General features: G+C 42.6%; 17 protein-coding genes. 8 read left to right on the top strand and 9 right to left on the bottom strand.

Annotated elements, in window-relative coordinates:
• Nucleotides 1-30 precede the first annotated feature (30 nt).
• The 5 genes from pstC to FD716_RS06560 all read left to right on the top strand — a co-directional run bounded on the left by pstC (nucleotide 31) and on the right by FD716_RS06560 (nucleotide 5,499).
• Nucleotides 31-1,410, top strand: coding sequence for a phosphate ABC transporter permease subunit PstC (gene pstC / locus FD716_RS06540; protein WP_139851537.1), 1,380 nt, complete (start codon nucleotides 31-33; stop codon nucleotides 1,408-1,410).
• Complete coding sequence (gene pstA / locus FD716_RS06545; protein ID WP_139851538.1) at nucleotides 1,407-2,801, top strand: phosphate ABC transporter permease PstA; 1,395 nt, start codon at nucleotides 1,407-1,409, stop codon at nucleotides 2,799-2,801. Before pstC ends, pstA begins: the two co-directional genes overlap by 4 nt.
• Before the next feature lie 15 nt (nucleotides 2,802-2,816).
• On the top strand, nucleotides 2,817-3,731 hold the full coding sequence (gene pstB / locus FD716_RS06550; protein ID WP_139851539.1) for a phosphate ABC transporter ATP-binding protein PstB: 915 nt from the start codon (nucleotides 2,817-2,819) through the stop codon (nucleotides 3,729-3,731).
• A 135-nt stretch (nucleotides 3,732-3,866) separates the two neighbouring features.
• Complete coding sequence (gene sohB, locus FD716_RS06555) at nucleotides 3,867-4,829, top strand: protease SohB (protein WP_139851540.1); 963 nt, start codon at nucleotides 3,867-3,869, stop codon at nucleotides 4,827-4,829.
• 109 nt (nucleotides 4,830-4,938) lie between these two features.
• Nucleotides 4,939-5,499 carry a hypothetical protein gene (locus tag FD716_RS06560; protein WP_139851541.1) on the top strand — a complete coding sequence of 187 codons (561 nt, stop codon included), beginning with the start codon at nucleotides 4,939-4,941 and terminating at the stop codon, nucleotides 5,497-5,499.
• Between the two features lie 20 nt (nucleotides 5,500-5,519).
• Here the strand turns inward: FD716_RS06560 and FD716_RS06565 are convergent, their stop codons facing one another.
• The 8 genes from FD716_RS06565 to FD716_RS06600 all read right to left on the bottom strand — a co-directional run bounded on the left by FD716_RS06565 (nucleotide 5,520) and on the right by FD716_RS06600 (nucleotide 12,530).
• Entirely contained in the window at nucleotides 5,520-6,158 is a 639-nt protein-coding gene (locus FD716_RS06565) for a DUF2238 domain-containing protein (protein WP_139851542.1), read from the bottom strand.
• A gap of 117 nt (nucleotides 6,159-6,275) precedes the next feature.
• Nucleotides 6,276-7,664 carry an adenylosuccinate lyase gene (purB, locus tag FD716_RS06570; RefSeq protein ID WP_139851543.1) on the bottom strand — a complete coding sequence of 463 codons (1,389 nt, stop codon included), beginning with the start codon at nucleotides 7,662-7,664 and terminating at the stop codon, nucleotides 6,276-6,278.
• Nucleotides 7,665-7,717: 53 nt separating this feature from the next.
• On the bottom strand, nucleotides 7,718-8,452 hold the full coding sequence (gene hflD, locus FD716_RS06575) for a high frequency lysogenization protein HflD (protein ID WP_139851544.1): 735 nt from the start codon (nucleotides 8,450-8,452) through the stop codon (nucleotides 7,718-7,720).
• A 12-nt stretch (nucleotides 8,453-8,464) separates the two neighbouring features.
• Nucleotides 8,465-9,598, bottom strand: a complete 1,134-nt coding sequence (gene mnmA, locus FD716_RS06580) for a tRNA 2-thiouridine(34) synthase MnmA (protein ID WP_139851545.1) — start codon at nucleotides 9,596-9,598, stop codon at nucleotides 8,465-8,467.
• Between the two features lie 4 nt (nucleotides 9,599-9,602).
• Entirely contained in the window at nucleotides 9,603-10,088 is a 486-nt protein-coding gene (locus tag FD716_RS06585; protein WP_139851546.1) for an NUDIX hydrolase, read from the bottom strand.
• 68 nt (nucleotides 10,089-10,156) lie between these two features.
• Nucleotides 10,157-10,693 carry a gamma carbonic anhydrase family protein gene (locus FD716_RS06590; RefSeq protein ID WP_139851547.1) on the bottom strand — a complete coding sequence of 179 codons (537 nt, stop codon included), beginning with the start codon at nucleotides 10,691-10,693 and terminating at the stop codon, nucleotides 10,157-10,159.
• Nucleotides 10,694-10,850: 157 nt separating this feature from the next.
• On the bottom strand, nucleotides 10,851-11,999 hold the full coding sequence (dacC, locus tag FD716_RS06595) for a D-alanyl-D-alanine carboxypeptidase PBP5/6 (protein ID WP_139851548.1): 1,149 nt from the start codon (nucleotides 11,997-11,999) through the stop codon (nucleotides 10,851-10,853).
• A 111-nt stretch (nucleotides 12,000-12,110) separates the two neighbouring features.
• On the bottom strand, nucleotides 12,111-12,530 hold the full coding sequence (locus FD716_RS06600) for an MCR_0457 family protein (RefSeq protein ID WP_139853629.1): 420 nt from the start codon (nucleotides 12,528-12,530) through the stop codon (nucleotides 12,111-12,113).
• 330 nt (nucleotides 12,531-12,860) lie between these two features.
• Here FD716_RS06600 and surE point away from each other — a divergent pair, with 330 nt between their 5' ends.
• From surE to FD716_RS06615, 3 genes are all read left to right on the top strand, one after another.
• Nucleotides 12,861-13,634 carry a 5'/3'-nucleotidase SurE gene (gene surE, locus FD716_RS06605; protein WP_139851549.1) on the top strand — a complete coding sequence of 258 codons (774 nt, stop codon included), beginning with the start codon at nucleotides 12,861-12,863 and terminating at the stop codon, nucleotides 13,632-13,634.
• A gap of 147 nt (nucleotides 13,635-13,781) precedes the next feature.
• On the top strand, nucleotides 13,782-14,600 hold the full coding sequence (locus tag FD716_RS06610; RefSeq protein ID WP_139851550.1) for a peptidoglycan DD-metalloendopeptidase family protein: 819 nt from the start codon (nucleotides 13,782-13,784) through the stop codon (nucleotides 14,598-14,600).
• Between the two features lie 95 nt (nucleotides 14,601-14,695).
• Nucleotides 14,696-15,628, top strand: coding sequence for a LysR family transcriptional regulator (locus FD716_RS06615; protein WP_139853630.1), 933 nt, complete (start codon nucleotides 14,696-14,698; stop codon nucleotides 15,626-15,628).
• Between the two features lie 162 nt (nucleotides 15,629-15,790).
• Here the strand turns inward: FD716_RS06615 and FD716_RS06620 are convergent, their stop codons facing one another.
• A complete protein-coding gene (locus FD716_RS06620) occupies nucleotides 15,791-17,002 on the bottom strand; it encodes an aspartate aminotransferase family protein (RefSeq protein WP_139851551.1) in 1,212 nt (403 codons plus the stop codon).
• Nucleotides 17,003-17,020: the final 18 nt, after the last annotated feature.

Genomic DNA, 17,020 nt, shown 5'->3' on the forward strand with positions numbered 1-17,020 from the left:
TAATAAGTGAAAAAACACATTGGGGAATACATGAATCTGCTACTTATTGGTGTGTTATTGGCTCTTGTAGCAATTGCATATCAAATTGGACTCAGAAAAAGCCGAAACATCGCTGGTAAAGAACGTAACTCTGCTGCATTGCACTCGCGTCCAGGATATTACGGCGTGTTGGTCGCATTGTGGTGTGGTATACCAGCATTTCTTATTTTGGTTGTTTGGAATTTAGTTGAACCGAATATTTTAAAACACTTGGTTCTTGATAATATCCCTGCAAATGTAGTTGCATCGCTAGATCCATCTGAACTGCAAGTCATGGTTGAGCGTGTCAAATCAATTGCATCTGGTTTTGGGGTAAGTGACCAAGCACAAGTATATGAACTCGCAGCAGCAGCTGAATTACAAAAATTTCAAACCGTTGGCACATTTGCGAAAATCGCAGTTGTGTTTTGTGCAGCATTGTTAGGCTTAATTTGGGCAAAAAAGAAAGTTGGCCAATCATATCGCGCACGTAATCAAGTTGAAAAAGCCATTAATTTGGCCTTGGCATTGTGCTCAGGCGTGGCGATTTTAACCACCATTGGCATTGTGATGTCAATGTTTAGTGAAGCCATGCGCTTCTTCAATTTTGTGAGTCCAATGGATTTCTTCTTCGGTACTGAGTGGAATCCAGGCTTCAGCACTTCGGGGAATGCTGAAGGAAGTTATGGTTTGCTACCATTACTTTGGGGCACATTGATGGTCAGTGTAATCGCCTTATTGGTGGCGGTGCCTGTCGGTCTCATGATTGCCATTTATTTAGCAGAATATGCGTCACCACGCCTTAGAGCTTGGGCAAAACCGATTATTGAAATTTTGGCGGGGATTCCGACCATTGTTTACGGTGTGTTTGCCTTAATGGTGGTTGGTCCGTTCTTCAAATTTATTGGCGATACGGTTGGGGTTAATATCAATGCAACCAGTGCACTGACCGCGGGTTTTGTGATGGGCATTATGATTATTCCATTTGTATCGTCACTCTCAGACGACATTATTACTCAAGTTCCACGTTCATTACGCGATGGTTCTTTAGGCTTAGGGGCAACCAAGTCAGAAACGATACGCCGTGTAGTAATGCCAGCAGCATTACCAGGGGTGATTGGCGCATTCTTATTGGCAACCTCTCGTGCGATTGGCGAAACCATGATTGTGGTCTTGGCAGCAGGGAATAGTCCTTTGTTGCACGTTAATCCACTCGAAGCGGTATCAACCGTCACCATCACCATTGTCAATCAATTGACAGGGGATACAGATTTCGCAAGCCCGCAGGCCTTGGTTGCATTTGCTTTGGGATTAACATTGTTTGTTATCACCTTAGGCCTAAATATTGTTGCACTGTTTATTGTGCGTAAATACCGGGAGCAATACGAATGAGTACCTCAAATTCATCTTCAGCGGGTCAAAATACATTCGATCCTCGCGCCGCAGCTGAATTGCGTGAAAAGCGTAAGGCTACAATTCAAAAAACATTGGCAACGCGTCATCGTAAAGAAAAAACCTTCCGCATCTTTGGTTTTAGTGCGGTGATGATTGGGCTGGCTTTCGTGGCCTTGCTATTCAGTAGTATTTTATATAAAGGTTTACCGGCTTTTTGGCAGGCGAGCGTTTCAGTTCCAGTTTATTTCGATCCGAAGATTATTGATGTCGGTCCGAAGCCAGTACAAACCAAGGATGAATCTCCAGCACAGTATCAAGAGCGCTATATTGATTGGCAAACCAAAATTGGTATGGTCGATTGGGATAGCATGATTGTGAATGCGATGATTGCGAAAGATCCAGCATTGGCAAAAGATCGTGATGAACTTGGTAGTATCTATACCAGTTCAGAAGCATATCGCCTACGTGACATGCTATTCAATGATCCTGCATTGTTAGGTAAAACGGTCAATGTTAAGTTTTTAGCCGATGCAAATGTCGATGTTTGGGTGGCTGGCAATATTGATCGCACACTCCCAGATCAGCAACAGCAACTCAGTCCTGAATTGCGTAAAGTGGTTGATCAGATGCACGATCAGGGTTTACTTGAACGTACCTTTAACATGCAGTTGTTTACCAATCCAGATTCGCGCAGCTCTCCAGCAACGGCAGGTTTGGCGGGTGCATTCATGGGCTCTTTGTTCATGATGTTGATCGTGATCTTTATCTCGATTCCAATTGGTGTCGCCAGTGCGGTCTTTTTAGAAGAGTTTGCCAAGAAAAACTGGCTAACCGATGTAATTGAAGTCAATATCAATAACTTGGCAGCTGTTCCTTCGATTGTATTTGGTTTATTGGGTGCCTCGATCTTTATTGGATGGATGCATTTACCGATTTCAGCGCCTTTGGTGGGTGGTTTAGTATTAAGTCTAATGACTTTGCCAACGGTGATTATTACCACGCGTGCATCACTTAAAGCGGTACCACCATCTATTCGTCAAGCCGCACTGGGTCTTGGCGCCTCACGAGTGCAAACGGTATTCCACCATGTATTGCCATTGGCTTTACCTGGGATTTTAACCGGTGCCATTATCGGGGTTGCACAAGCTTTGGGTGAAACTGCACCATTGCTGTTAATTGGTATGAGTGCATTTGTTGCCAATGTTCCAATGTCTCCTTTAGACCAATCAACGGCATTGCCAGTACAAGTTTTCTTGTGGCAGGGCAATGAATTACGCAACTTCTTTGAAGGGCGAACAGCGGCTGCAATTATTGTATTGCTGGCACTGATGATTGGACTAAATAGCTTTGCGATTTGGTTACGTAAGAAATTTGAAGTGCGTTGGTAAAAGAGGGCACACTATATGAATATTGTTGAAACTAAAAATTCCTTAGAAAAGGGCAAATCCGTGAACCAAGATCACTCACAATTTACAGCGACTGAGTCCGAGCCTAAGCGCCAAAGTACTTCTTTTGTTTCACAATTTGATACGCCATCTTCAAATAAAAAAGAGAAGAATACGACGGTTAAATTGAGTGCAGAAGATGTCCATGTTTATTATGGAGATGCTGAGGCAATTAAAGGGATCGATTTACAAGTCTACGAAAATGAAGTGATTGCCTTTATTGGCCCTTCAGGTTGTGGTAAATCGACTTTCTTACGTACGCTGAACCGCATGAACGACACCATCGATATTTGCCGCGTTACGGGCAAAGTCACCTTAGATAATCAGGATATTTACGATCCGAATCTCGATGTGGTGTTACTTCGTGCACAAGTCGGTATGGTTTTCCAGAAGCCAAACCCATTTCCAAAATCTATTTTTGACAATGTCGCCTACGGTCCAAAACTGCATGGTTTGGCACGTGATAAATACGATATGGAAGAAATTGTAGAAAACAGCTTGCGTAAAGCAGGGCTGTGGGATGAAGTCAAAGATCGTCTCAATCAACCGGGTACGGGTCTATCTGGTGGTCAACAACAACGTTTGTGTATTGCACGAACCATTGCGGTGAGCCCAGAAGTGATTTTGATGGATGAGCCCTGTTCGGCACTTGATCCAATTGCAACGGCAAAAGTTGAAGAGTTGATTTCAGAGCTATCACATCAATACACCATTGCGATCGTGACCCACTCAATGCAACAAGCTGCACGTGTTTCTGATCGTACTGCTTATTTCCACCTGGGTGATTTGATTGAGGTGAATGCAACTGAAAAAGTATTCACCCAACCTGAGCATCAACTTACCGAAGCCTATATTACGGGCCGATTCGGTTAATATTTGATATTACATAGAAAAGAGCCGAATGGCTCTTTTTTGCTTTTAAGTGAATTAAAATGAAAATCATATTGAAATTAAATAGGAACAGCCTAATCTAAAGACAATAAGCATATTTACGAGTAAAAATCATTTATGTTATTTCATCTGCCCAAACTCCCTGCTGAAATTCGTATCAGCCATTTAAATGCACGTGTGAATGAGCAAAGAAAAAAAATTGCACAGACAACCTGTTCTAAATTTGAATTGCTGCAGTTTAGTCAACAGTTGTCCAAAGAAAGTCGGGTACGCAGAAAAAACAATCAAAAAGTTTATGTATTGGACTTTAAAGGGGATATGCAAGCCTCAGCAGTAGAGAATATCAGAGAAGAAATTACCTTGATTTTGGCAACGGCCAAAGCTGGGCGTGACCGTGTGATTCTGCGCTTAGAGAGCCCAGGTGGCATGGTGCATGGCTATGGCCTTGCAGCAGCGCAATTGGTGCGTTTGCGTGATGCAGGCTTTCAGTTGACCATCTGTGTCGATAAAGTCGCTGCTAGTGGTGGCTATATGATGGCGTGCATTGGTAGTGAAATTGTGGCGGCACCTTTTGCGATTATTGGTTCGATTGGTGTAGTGGCACAGGTGCCAAACTTTAATCGCCTGTTAAAAGAACATCATGTCGATTTTGAGTTATATACTGCGGGTCAATTCAAACGTACTGTCACCATGTTTGGTGAAAATACCGAAGAAGGTAAGCAGAAGTTTGAAGAAGAACTGCAACAAACCCATGTGTTGTTTAAACACTTTATTGAAAAATATCGTCCAAAACTCAATGTTGAAAAAGTGGCAACAGGCGAGCATTGGTATGGTCAAGATGCCTTTGATTTAAACCTGATTGATAAACTACAAACCTCAGATGAATATTTACTGGGTCTACTGACACAGCATGATGTCTACGTGATTCAAACCCGTCGTAAACCGACATTGGGTGAGAAACTGGGTCTTCAAGCTGCCCAATTGGCGGATGGTCTTGTACCATCGGTCATGAATAAAGTATTTGAAAGTTTAGCCAAGGCCAATCAGTCATTGGTTCAACTTCGAGATCCTAAGCTTTAACAGTGTCCTTAAGCCGATTGTTAAAAGTCTTTAAGTGAATCACTATAAAATTTTAAAATTCCCTCTCCTTTAAAAAGGTGGGGGAATTTTTTCAAAGGGCTGTCGTGTTATGAATATCGTACAAATAATCAATCAGCATCACTTTGCGTTAAAGCGCGCCATTGAACAGTCGTCAGTACAGCAGCGTAAAAGCCTCGTCGCTGCAATTTTTAGCTTTTATCTTAAGTTGCCTTACTTTAAAGAAACGGTTGAAAAACACTATCAAATCAAGCTAGATCAGCAGCAAATCTTAGTAGATATTGCGCAAAACAAGCTAAGCGATTATCAAGCTAAAATTCAACAGGCCAATGCCCTTGTCGATGAATATGCCAATGATTCTGAGCATGGTTATGAGGAGTTGGAAGCGCTTGAAACCATGGCACTCGATGGCTTTTTTATGCTGTTATCCGATCAGCATGACGCGCAAAACCTGATTGGCTTGTTCAGTAGTATTATTGAAGTCCTCGATTATTATGAAAACTTTTCAGATGATCCGAGCTATTGGAATGGTGTTTTAGCGCAAGAAATTGCATTCCAAGAAAAAATGATGCTTGAGATCACCTCTGAGAAAATTTTTGATGAATCCACTTATCGCGAACGCTATCAGGAGATCCATTTTACGGATCTCTAATCAGCTGTGTCGCAAAGGGGTTATTTCTTTGTCGCGATAATGCCGTAGCCCCAATGAATGAAGCCAGCAAAACAGGCACCGATAGTCGCGACAAACATATCCTTATGTGCGTCCCAGATATCGCCTTGTTGGCCATTGTAGTTTTCAGCATCTTCTGGGGAGAGGTGAAGCGCGATTGCCCATTCGATCCATTCATAGATCAGACTGGTTGCCATCACAAATTGAATCACCAATAAGCTGCGCTGAAATGTGGTGATATTGGGCAACCAACATTCAAATAAACGATTGAAAAATGGATAGAGCAACAGGCCATAGCTAAAATGGACCAGTCGATCATACATATTGCGCTGCCAACCCATCAGTTGATCGAGGTTGAAGCCAAACAGGTTTTGCGTCCATTCACTATAAGGCACATAAGAATATAAATAGTGCGCTGCAATCACATGAATTAACAGGAAAAATAGGTAGCAGCAGAAGCTAAAAAAGCTGAGACCGTACTTGCGTTGACAGACAAATAGGGCGATCAACATCAATAGCGTACCGAGTTGATGCAACAAGTAGTCTGAAAATTCTAAGGGATTAATACTGGCGATGATAATCGCAATCGCCAATACCGCCAGTACAAGCAAGTGTTTAAGCTGGAATTTGTAGTCAAGCATGCTGTTCTTAAGTTTCAATTTTCAAAGGATTTTATAGCGATTTGTGCAAAATAGGAACATAAAAAAACCAAGCCGAAGCTTGGTTTTAACGATTCAGTGAAACCAAATCAGATTGATTTAAAGTTTAGCAATCAAGGCTTTTACTTGTTTTGCTTGTTCTGCTGCATTACCGGTATAGCTTGCAGGCGTCATTTCAGCCAAACGCGCACGATCCGCTGCAGGGACTTGTAGCAGTTCATCACCATTGACGAAATCAACCATCATGTCACGAGTCATGGCTTGGCCACGAGTCAGTGCTTTAAGTTTTTCGTATGGTTTTTCAACATTGTAGCGACGCATTACCGTTTGAATCGGCTCTGCCAGAACTTCTTGTGCTTGATTTAAATCTTCTAAAATGCGGTTCGCATTCAGTTCAAGCTTGCCCACACCTTTTAAGCATGCATCAAAAGCAATTAAACTTTGTGCAAAACCAACACCCATATTACGCAATACAGTGGAGTCAGTCAGATCACGCTGCCAGCGAGAAACTGGGAGTTTTTCACCAAGATGCGCCAAGATTGCATTGGCAATCCCAAGGTTACCTTCTGAGTTTTCAAAGTCGATTGGATTAACTTTATGTGGCATGGTTGAAGAACCCACTTCGCCATCTTTAAGTTTCTGTTTGAAATAACCGAGTGAGATATAACCCCAAACGTCACGGTTAAAATCAATCAAAATCGTATTGAAACGACGGAGCGCATCAAACAATTCAGCCATATAGTCATGCGGTTCAATTTGCGTGGTATATGGGTTGAAGCTTAAACCCAAGCTTTCCACAAAGTTTTGTGCATGCGCAGCCCAATCTAAATCTGGGTAAGCAGAAAGGTGGGCATTGTAGTTACCAACAGCACCGTTGATTTTGCCAAGCAATTCAACTTGATTGAACTGTTTGACTTGACGTGCAAGGCGATACGCCACGTTCGCCATTTCTTTACCTAAAGTGGTTGGGCTTGCTGTTTGACCGTGGGTACGTGACAGCATCGGTTGATCCGCATGCACTTCAGCCAAATGTACGATGGCATCAATGAGGCTTTGCATGCTGTTGTTCATGATCTCGCGACCACTTTTGAGCATTAAAGCATGTGACAAGTTATTGATGTCTTCTGAGGTACAGGCAAAGTGAATAAATTCACCAATGTCATTTAGCTCACTTAAATGCGCAATTTTTTCTTTTAGAAAATACTCAACCGCTTTTACGTCGTGGTTGGTGGTACGTTCAATTTCTTTAATGCGATTGGCATCTGCTTCTGAAAATTCAGTCACAATGGCATCAAGTGCGCTGTCTGTTGTCGCGCTAAAAGCTGGAACTTCAAGGATTTCAGGATGTTTGGCCAATGCTTGTAACCAACGAACTTCAACCGTTACACGTGCATGAATGAGACCAAATTCAGAAAGAAATGGGCGCAAGGCATCACATTTGCTAGCGTAACGTCCATCGAGTGGAGATAGTGCTGTTAAAGCATTCATATTGCTGTCCTAAACTGTGCAATTAACTTCAAAATATGCCCGCAGTATCCTGCTTAAACCACCTGATACTGTAAGCGAGCGAGTGCTTGAATGTCTTGGAGTAACTTACGTTTACTCCAAATCATATTCCATGAACTGCCACCAAGTTGACGCCATAAATGCGCCATTTGTAGCCCTGTAAATAAAGTGGCACGGATGCGATTGGTGTGTGCGCTATCTTTAAATGCCTCAGCATGACCACGCACCATAATCCGCGGATTAATCTGTCCGGCAGTATCGATATAGGTTTGTGCTAAATTGGCAAGAATACTGGGATGGGTATAGTTATTGTCGAAGAAGGAAAGCTGTTTTAGGATTTTCTGTTGAGATTGTTCAATGATTTCGACGAATTCGGGATTACGATAAACCTTTTTTTCCAAGGCTAGCAGTGACATGGCATAGGTCATTGGAAGCTTGGCATCAGCCATTTTGGGGAGTTTTGATTTGGGCGATGGGTTAAAGGGATGGGTGATACTGCTTTCTAGAGTTTTGAGGCCTAGGGAAATATCAGCAAGCTGATTAAAGAAATCCATGGTTTGGCTAGAAGAGTTTTCCGCAGCACGAATGTTCAAGCTGGCTTTGATCAGATGTTCAAAATAGAAATTGCCACTTTCACCTGTACCTTGTCGCCCTGAAATCGCAGTCATGTGGGTGAGCTGTGTTGCTTGGAACACAGCGGCCAGTGCCAAAGCACGATTTTGACGATCGTTCAGAGTCTGAGGCTGTTGAAAAGGGAATAACTCAACCATGCCTAATGTCCTTTATACAAAATGGGGTTTAGCGACGTTGGTGTGATGAATTACGCCACCGCCTAAACAAACTTCATCTAGATAGAATACAACACTTTGTCCCGGTGTTACGGCACGCTGCGCTTCATCAAACACAACATGTACGCCATTTTCATGTGCTGGATCTTGAAAAATGGTACAGGCTTGATCCGGTTGGCGATAACGGGTTTTGGCTGTACAGCGTAACCCTGTTGCTGGAATATTACTTTCACCTGCGACCCAGTCAATGCGTTCACTCCAAAGCTCAGTACTTTGCATTAATGGATGTTCATGACCTTGACCAACCACCAAACGATTGCCCGGAATATCTTTGTAGAGCACGAACCAAGCGCCTTCTTCAGCACCTTTTAGACCGCCAATGCCAATGCCACCACGTTGTCCGAGGGTATAGTACATTAAGCCATTATGATCACCAATCTCTTTACCATCGTCTAAGACGATTTTTCCTGGCTGAGCAGGTAGATATTGTTTAAGGAAATCATTGAAACGGCGTTCACCAATAAAGCAAATACCGGTAGAGTCTTTTTTCTTGGCGGTTGCGAGCTCTAATTCTTCTGCGATTCTGCGCACTTCTGGTTTTTCGATTTCACCAACAGGGAACAGGGTTTTATCAATTTCACGGCCATGTACGGCATGTAAAAAATAAGTTTGGTCTTTGTTTTGATCAAGACCACGCAATAGCGGTGCATATTGCTCCCCTTTGCTATTGAGACTTGAGGCACCGCGTCGTGCATAATGTCCTGTCGCAATAAAATCTGCGCCCAAGTGAATGGCATGATCGAGAAAGGCACGGAATTTAATTTCTTTATTACATAAAATATCTGGGTTTGGAGTGCGACCAGCGGCATATTCTGCTAAGAAATGCTCAAAGACACGATCCCAATATTCCATCGCAAAGTTTGCCGTATGGAGTTTGATGCCAATTTTATCGCAAACTGCTTGTGCATCTGCTAAGTCATCCATGGCAGTGCAGTATTCCGTTCCATCATCTTCTTCCCAGTTTTTCATGAAAAGTCCTTCAACTTGATAGCCTTGTTGAAGTAAAAGTGCTGCAGAAACAGATGAATCTACACCACCTGACATTCCGACGATGACACGTTGTTGCATAAAATTAAGCATCCAATTGAGAGGTAAACGGGAGGTTGTGGTGCTCATAGATGAGCGAGAGTGGATAACGTTGTCCACTTAAAGCATCTTGAATGGCTTTGATCACCAAGGGACTACGCGCACGCGCACTGGCTTGTAATTCTTCTAAGTCCATCCAGCTGATCCCAATAATATCGGTATCGAGTTGTGCATCGTGGTGATGCTGTATCGGTTCGGCAAGAAAACAGAAGCGATAATAGGTACGATCTGGAAACATGGGTGGGGTATAGGTATAAATCCCAAGCAATGCAGTGATCTTCACTGCATAACCCGTTTCTTCCATGGTTTCGCGCACAGCAGCTTGGATCAGTGTTTCAGCACACTCGACATGACCCGCAGGTTGATTGAATACAGCATGCGTAACACCTTTGGTATATTCCTCAACAAAGAGAAATTTACCATTTTTTTCAACGACAGTTGCGACTGTCACATGGGGTTTCCAAGCGGTCATTCACAAGCACCATGGGATAAAAGCGCTATTCTACAAAACTTAACTGTTTTTGGCTATGTTTCACAAATTTAACTTTGCAGATATTGCTGGGCAACTTTGACATAGTTTTGTGCTGAATAAGGCAGAAAGGCAATTTCTTCGGCTGTCAGTGGGCGTATTTTTTTGACCGGGCTGCCAACATATAAATATCCACTTTCCAAACGCTTACGTGGTGGCACTAAACTGCCAGCCCCAATCATGACATCATTTTCGACAATCACATCATCTAAAATCACGGTATTAATACCAATCAAAATACGATCACCGAGATGGCAGCCATGTAAGGTGACATGATGCCCAATGGTGACATCCTCACCGATAATTAAAGGTGAGCCATTTGGCTTACTGGCATTTTTATGGCTCACATGCAGCATACAGTGATCCTGCACATTGCTGTTTTTGCCGATTGTAATACTGTTTACATCGCCACGGATCACTGCAAACGGCCAGACTGAAACATTTTCAGCCAGTGCGACCTCACCAATGACTACGGAGAGGTCGTCAATATAGCAAGTGGAATCAATTTGGGGACGATGCGCTAAATACGGACGAATATTTTTTTTCATGTAAAAGATCTCAGGGCGAAAATGGCGCGACAAGCGCTGGCTAGACAGCAAAGAGAAAAGCATCCGTATAATTCAATACGGATGCTTTATGTTGGGGCTCAAATGTTTAATGCTCAATATCGAAAATTGCGTTGCATGGCAATCTAAGGCTCAGAGCTTAAAATAAGTTACTAAAAAACAATTTGATATGGTCAATCATGCGCGAGAAGAAACCCGCCTCTTCAACGGCATTTAAGGCAACCAATGGTTTTTCAGCAATCACTTTACCATCTAAGGTTGCGATCATTTTACCGACCACTTGACCTTGTTTAAGTGGTGCATTTAAATTGGGTTGTACTGAAATTTGGGTTTTAATTTCATTGGCCTGACCGCGTGGCAAGGTGACATTAAAGGCTTCAGCTAAGCCGACTTTAACGCTATCTTCGGTACCAAACCAAACTTTAGGACTGCTCAACACTTGTTTGCCCGGTTGTACTGCGACGGTTTCAAAGTTTGAATAGCCCCAAGCCAATAATTCACGAGTTTGAGTTGCGCGTGCTTGGATTGTTGGCGCACCAAAAATCACCGAAATCAGACGCATCGGACCACGTTTCGCAGAAGTGGTTAAGCAATAACCGGCTTCTTCGGTATGACCGGTTTTTAAACCATCTACACTTGGGTCGGTATACAGTAAGGCATTACGGTTGCCTTGTTTGATCCCATTGAAGCTAAATTCTTTTTCAGAGTAAATCGGATAGTATTTTGAGCTGTCACGAATAATATGCTGTGCCAACAATGCCATATCTTTGGCCGTTGAGTAATGGCCTTCAGCTGGCATACCGGTTGAGTTAATAAAGTGGGTATTGGTTAAGCCTATACGTTTTGCTTCTTGGTTCATGCTGTAGGCAAATGCACCCTCATTGCCGGCAATATGCTCCGCCATGGCCTTCGATGCATCATTACCCGATTGAATAATAATGCCGCGTAGCATTTCGAGTACGCTTGCAGTTCCATTTAGTGGCACATACATACATGATTCGGTGCTGCTCCCACGGCACCAAGCAGATTCATTCATACGAACTTTTTCTGCTTCGGTGAGTTCACCCTTCAATAATTTTTGTTCAATAATATAACTTGTCATCATTTTCGTCATTGACGCTGGTGCAAGTTTTTCATTTTCATTTTTTGAAGCGAGGATTTGTCCTGTTTCATAGTCCATTAAAACATAAGACTTATTGTTCAGTTCTGGCGGTGTCGTTAAAACAGTTGCTGCATAGCTAAAGCTTGGTAATAGTATTGCTGCAGCAATGGCACATTTATGGATCATTCTCTGTAATTCCGATAACTTTTATGGGTGTAATAGGCTTTGCATTTTAGGTGAAAGCTGAGCCGACTTCTACGAAGGAGATCGGCATATCGCTAACGAATTGTAACTAACTTATTTATACGCCTGATAGTTGATAACATTTTGACAAATCGCAAGATTTGCCTGATCGCCAGCTTTTTTTGCATCTTCACGTGCTTCTAAAAGTGCAGGTTCAAATTTGGCTTGCAGGCTTATACTTTTGAGCGCAGCAACTGGATTTTTAGTTTCTGGTAAATAGTCTTTGACAAGTAAGCCATAACCTTTGGCAAAGTCTTGTCCTTTATCAATCAGTTTTGGGCAGATTTCAGAAAGTACATAAATCGCAGCTAATTCTTCCTGAGTCACATTTTGTTGAGTGACCTCGATATTCTCATCCTGTTTTTCGCTGCTGTCACTTGCTGCATAAGCACTTGAAATAAATAATGTTGAAGTACTAAATAAAGCAACAGTTAAAATATTGCTCAATTTTGAGTGCTTGAGTTTCAAAGACATCATAGATATAGCCTAACTTAACTAAATGATTTGTTTAGATTAAACAATTCTTATTAGAAAGTAATGCCGGAAATGTATCGTTGATGTAGGTTTTGCCCTGAATATTGAATAATTTTTTAAAAACAAACAATTTTATAGCGCATGCGCGCTGTGGGATTGCATTTTTTATGACCAAATGGCGGTGGTGTCGGCAAAACTTGCGTTATGATGTGTGGATATTGGGTGAACCTGCATCACTTTCTCTGCATCAATGCTCAGCTGAGTTATTTTAAAATGCGAAAAATGTGGGAGCGCGTTTAAATAAACAGTCAATAAAATCGAGTAGATCAAGTGAATATTTTAATTGCAAATGATGATGGTGTTTTTGCACCGGGTATTCAAGCGTTGGCCGAAGCACTTAAGCCGCTTGGGCGAGTGGTTGTGGTCGCGCCTGAAAGTGAGCGCAGTGGCTATTCGAGTGCTTTGACTTTAGATCGGCCGTTACGTCCCATTCAAATTGCACCAGATATTTGGTCTGTAAATGGCACACCAGCAGACTGTGTGTATTTGTCCATGAATGGCATGTTCGATTTTGAATTTGACCTGGTAGTCAGTGGAATTAACAGCGGTGCAAACTTAGGTGACGATGTTTTGTATTCGGGGACAGTGGGGGCAGCATTTGAAGGACGTTTAATGAAACATCCAGCGATTGCGGTTTCTTTGGCTGGCCCCAATGTGCGGACTTACGAACATCCTGCGGATTATGCACAAGCTGCGCAATGGGTACATGATTTTATTCGCAGTGGTTTACCACAAGTGCCACCACGTCATATTTTAAATATTAATATTCCAGATGTTGAGCAGATCCAAGGGGTGCAACTGACCTATCAAGGCCGTCGTCTACAGTCGAAGCCAATTACCAGTCATGTTGATCCACGTGGTCGTCAGGTGTATTGGATTGGTTTGGCAGGCGAAGCTGTAACCGATCCGAAAAAAAGTCAGCAAAACTTGCAATCTGATTTTTTCGCAATTGCAAATGGTTGTATCAGTATTACACCGATCCAAATGGATGCTACAAATTACGAGGTTTTAACCACTTTGGCACGTCAGTTTCATGCAAATTGAACCTGAGCCGTGTAAATATGAAGCGTTGCAGGACATGAGTGTTATATGTTTGTGAAAATGTGCGCTAAAACGAGGAAATAGCATGCATTTTTGCTAACCTTAACGTCAATTGAATTTTTATTTTATGAATGTAAGAGAGGGGAACCCATGCTTTTGGCTCGAACGCAGCATGTTTTTGGCTTACCGAAGGTCTTGATTAATACAATTTTATTGACCACTGCGGTAACAGCAACATTAGCAATAACAGGATGTGCATCCAAACCTCAAATGAATACGCAGACGCGTGCGATGAACGCACCTGATTTTTATACCGTTCGTGCTGGGGATACGCTAAGTGGTATTGCAACACGTTATGGTTTGAACTATATCAGCGTGGCGGAAATGAATGGAATCTCTGCGCCCTATGTCATTTATGTGAGCCAATCAATTCGTCTAAAAAAATCGGGGAATAGTTATAATCAGCCGACAACGGTTGCCACAAAACCACTTAACACAACTGACAACCAGATTCAACGTCAACAAATTACCTTGCCAAAAAATCAACCGAATACCGTGCCTGCAACGGTAAAACCAGTGGTTCCTGTGAATGCCCAAACCAACTCAGGTTGGTTACGTCCGAGTACGGGTCCAGTGATTGCTAACTTTAATTTGGCGAACAATATTAAAGGGATTCAATACGGTGGTAATCAAGGCGATCCAGTCTATGCATCTGCAAATGGGCAAGTGGTTTATGCCGCAGATGGCTTAAAAGAATATGGCAACTTGGTCTTGATCAAACACGCGGGGGGCTACATCACGGCCTATGCGCATAACAGCAAAATGCTGGTAAAAAGTGGTGACAACGTCACTGCTGGTAAAAAGATTGCTGAAATGGGCTCTAGTGGAACAAATCGTGTTATGCTCGAATTTCAGATGCGTTTAGATGGCAAACCTATCAATCCTACAAATTTATTGCCAACTAAATAAATATTTTCAACGCAAAGCATAAATTAATTCGTATAATACAATGAGTTGCTTCTATGAAAATGTTTGAAGCATTTCATGGTTTTAGAGGGAAATTTATGTTAGATCAACTTCGAGCAATGGGTGTTTTCGCTTGTGTTGTTGAGAAAAGTTCGTTTAGTGGCGCTGCCCGTGAACTTGGAATCACCACAAGTGCTGTGAGCCAACAGGTACGTTCTTTAGAACAGGAAATGGAAGTCACACTTCTACACCGTTCTACACGACGTTTAAGTTTGACTGAAGTTGGACAAGCTTTTTTTCATAGCTGTCAGGAAATGCTCGCTGCTGCTGAACGTGGAAAAATCCGAATCAATGAATTGCGTGATGATTTAGTCGGTGATCTACGGATTTCAACTACACCAGAATTGGGCGCTGTACATGTTGCGCCTGCGTTATCACATTGGATGTCAGCGCACCGTGGCCTCAAAGTTCACTTTGAGGCAGATAATAAATTTGTTGATCTGATTGAGGAAAAAATAGATATCGCGATACGGATGTGCGCGAAAATCGAAGAGTCAGCTGAACTTAATTCAATGGTTTTGGCAAAAGTCGATCAGGTTTTGGTCGCATCACCAAGCTATCTCAATCAAAGTATGCCTATTTCTCGCCCAGAAGATTTGATTAATCATGATTTAATTCCAATCAATAGCATGAAGAATTATCAGCATTTATCATTTCAACATGCAGCAACCAAAGAAGCTGTATTCTTAGATATGACCAATCGTATTGAAACCAATAACGTTTTTGTGGCGAAGTCTTTATGCCAAAATGGACACGGAATCGCGCGACTGCTCTATTTAGATGTACAAAAAGATTTAATGAGTGGGGCGTTGGTTGAGGTTTTACCTGAATGGCGCTTGCCTGCATTCTTATTGACGGCAATGACGTTAAAAAGAGAAGCAGCACCAATGAAAATTCAGCGTTGCCTTGATGCATTAAAACAATACTTTAGCCAGCTTCCTGGTGGCCGAGTTTATCAAGAAGTATCTTAATCTCAGTATGTTGGGGTAGATTAAGATAAAATAGAAAAGCCGCAATAAGCGGCTTTTCTATTTTATCTATTTATAGAATCAGACAGAAATGAACATGCGAAAAAGCAGATCAACGCACCGCGCCAGCCTGCATAAATCAGGCTAGCCGGCATAATCAAACGCTTAAGCGAGAAACTCACGAATCGCAGGCACTAAGCGTTGTAGTAAATCATCGGCTTGTTGTTGATCCATGTTCAGTGCAGGCAGTAGACGAACCACATTACCCGCCGTGACATTAATCAGTAAGTGCTTTTGATCACGCGTGATATCGACTAATTCAGCACAGTTTTTAGGTAACTCAATGCCGATCATCATGCCAAAGCCGCGCACAATAACTTTTTGCTCCGCCAATTGAGTACGGAGTTGTTCGACCAAGTAATTGCCAATTTTTGCAGCATTTTCAACAATATTTTCTTTTTCAATCAAATCAATCACGGTATACACAATACGTGAGCCGAGGGTCGTACCACTATAGGTTGAACCATGGTTACCCGCAGTTAAAATGCCCGCACCACGTCCTTGGGTCATAACAGCACCGATCGGGAAGCCGTTACCAAGGCCTTTGGCAGTGGTCAGCACATCAGGCACGGCTGAGGTATGCTGATATGCAAAGTACTGACCTGTACGACCATTACCGGTTTGGATCTCATCAAGCATCATTAACCATTGATGTTGATTACATAAATCACGTACTTCTTCTAAATAAGAAAAGCCTTGTGGTGCGGTATTGATCCCACCTTCGCCTTGAATAGGCTCAAGTAAAATCGCAACAATATCTGGATGTTGTAAGGCTGCTTCTTGGATCGCAGCAATATCACCAAAAGGTACACGAATAAAGCCTTCAACCAAGGGGCCAAAGCCTTCTTGTACTTTTGCGTTGCCTGTTGCAGAAAGGGTTGCAAGGGTACGGCCGTGGAATGAGCCTTCAGCCACAATAATTTTAGGGACAGTAATCCCTTGCTGGTGACCGTATTTACGTGCAACTTTAATCGCACCTTCGTTGGCTTCAGCACCACTATTGGCGAAGAAAATCTCTTGCATACCCGACACAGCAGCCAGTTTTTGTGCTGCTGCAGTTTGCCAAGGAATCTCATAGAGATTACTGGTGTGGATGAGTGCGGCAGCTTGCTCAGCAATGGCTTCAGCCAAGACAGGGTGCGCATGACCCAGTCCACAAACCGCAATGCCTGTTAATGCATCGAGGTATTCAACACCTGTGTCGCTATATAAATAAGAGCCTCGGCCTCGGACAAAGCTGATCGGCTGACGGCCAAAGACTGGCATCAAATGAGAAGGTTGATCAGGTTGAACAGGGGCGAGATGAAGGTCGTTCATAATGAGCTCTTATCTGTA

Origin of the sequence: Acinetobacter pullicarnis, assembly GCF_006352475.1 — a bacterium.
Classification (GTDB): Bacteria; Pseudomonadota; Gammaproteobacteria; order Pseudomonadales; family Moraxellaceae; genus Acinetobacter; species Acinetobacter pullicarnis.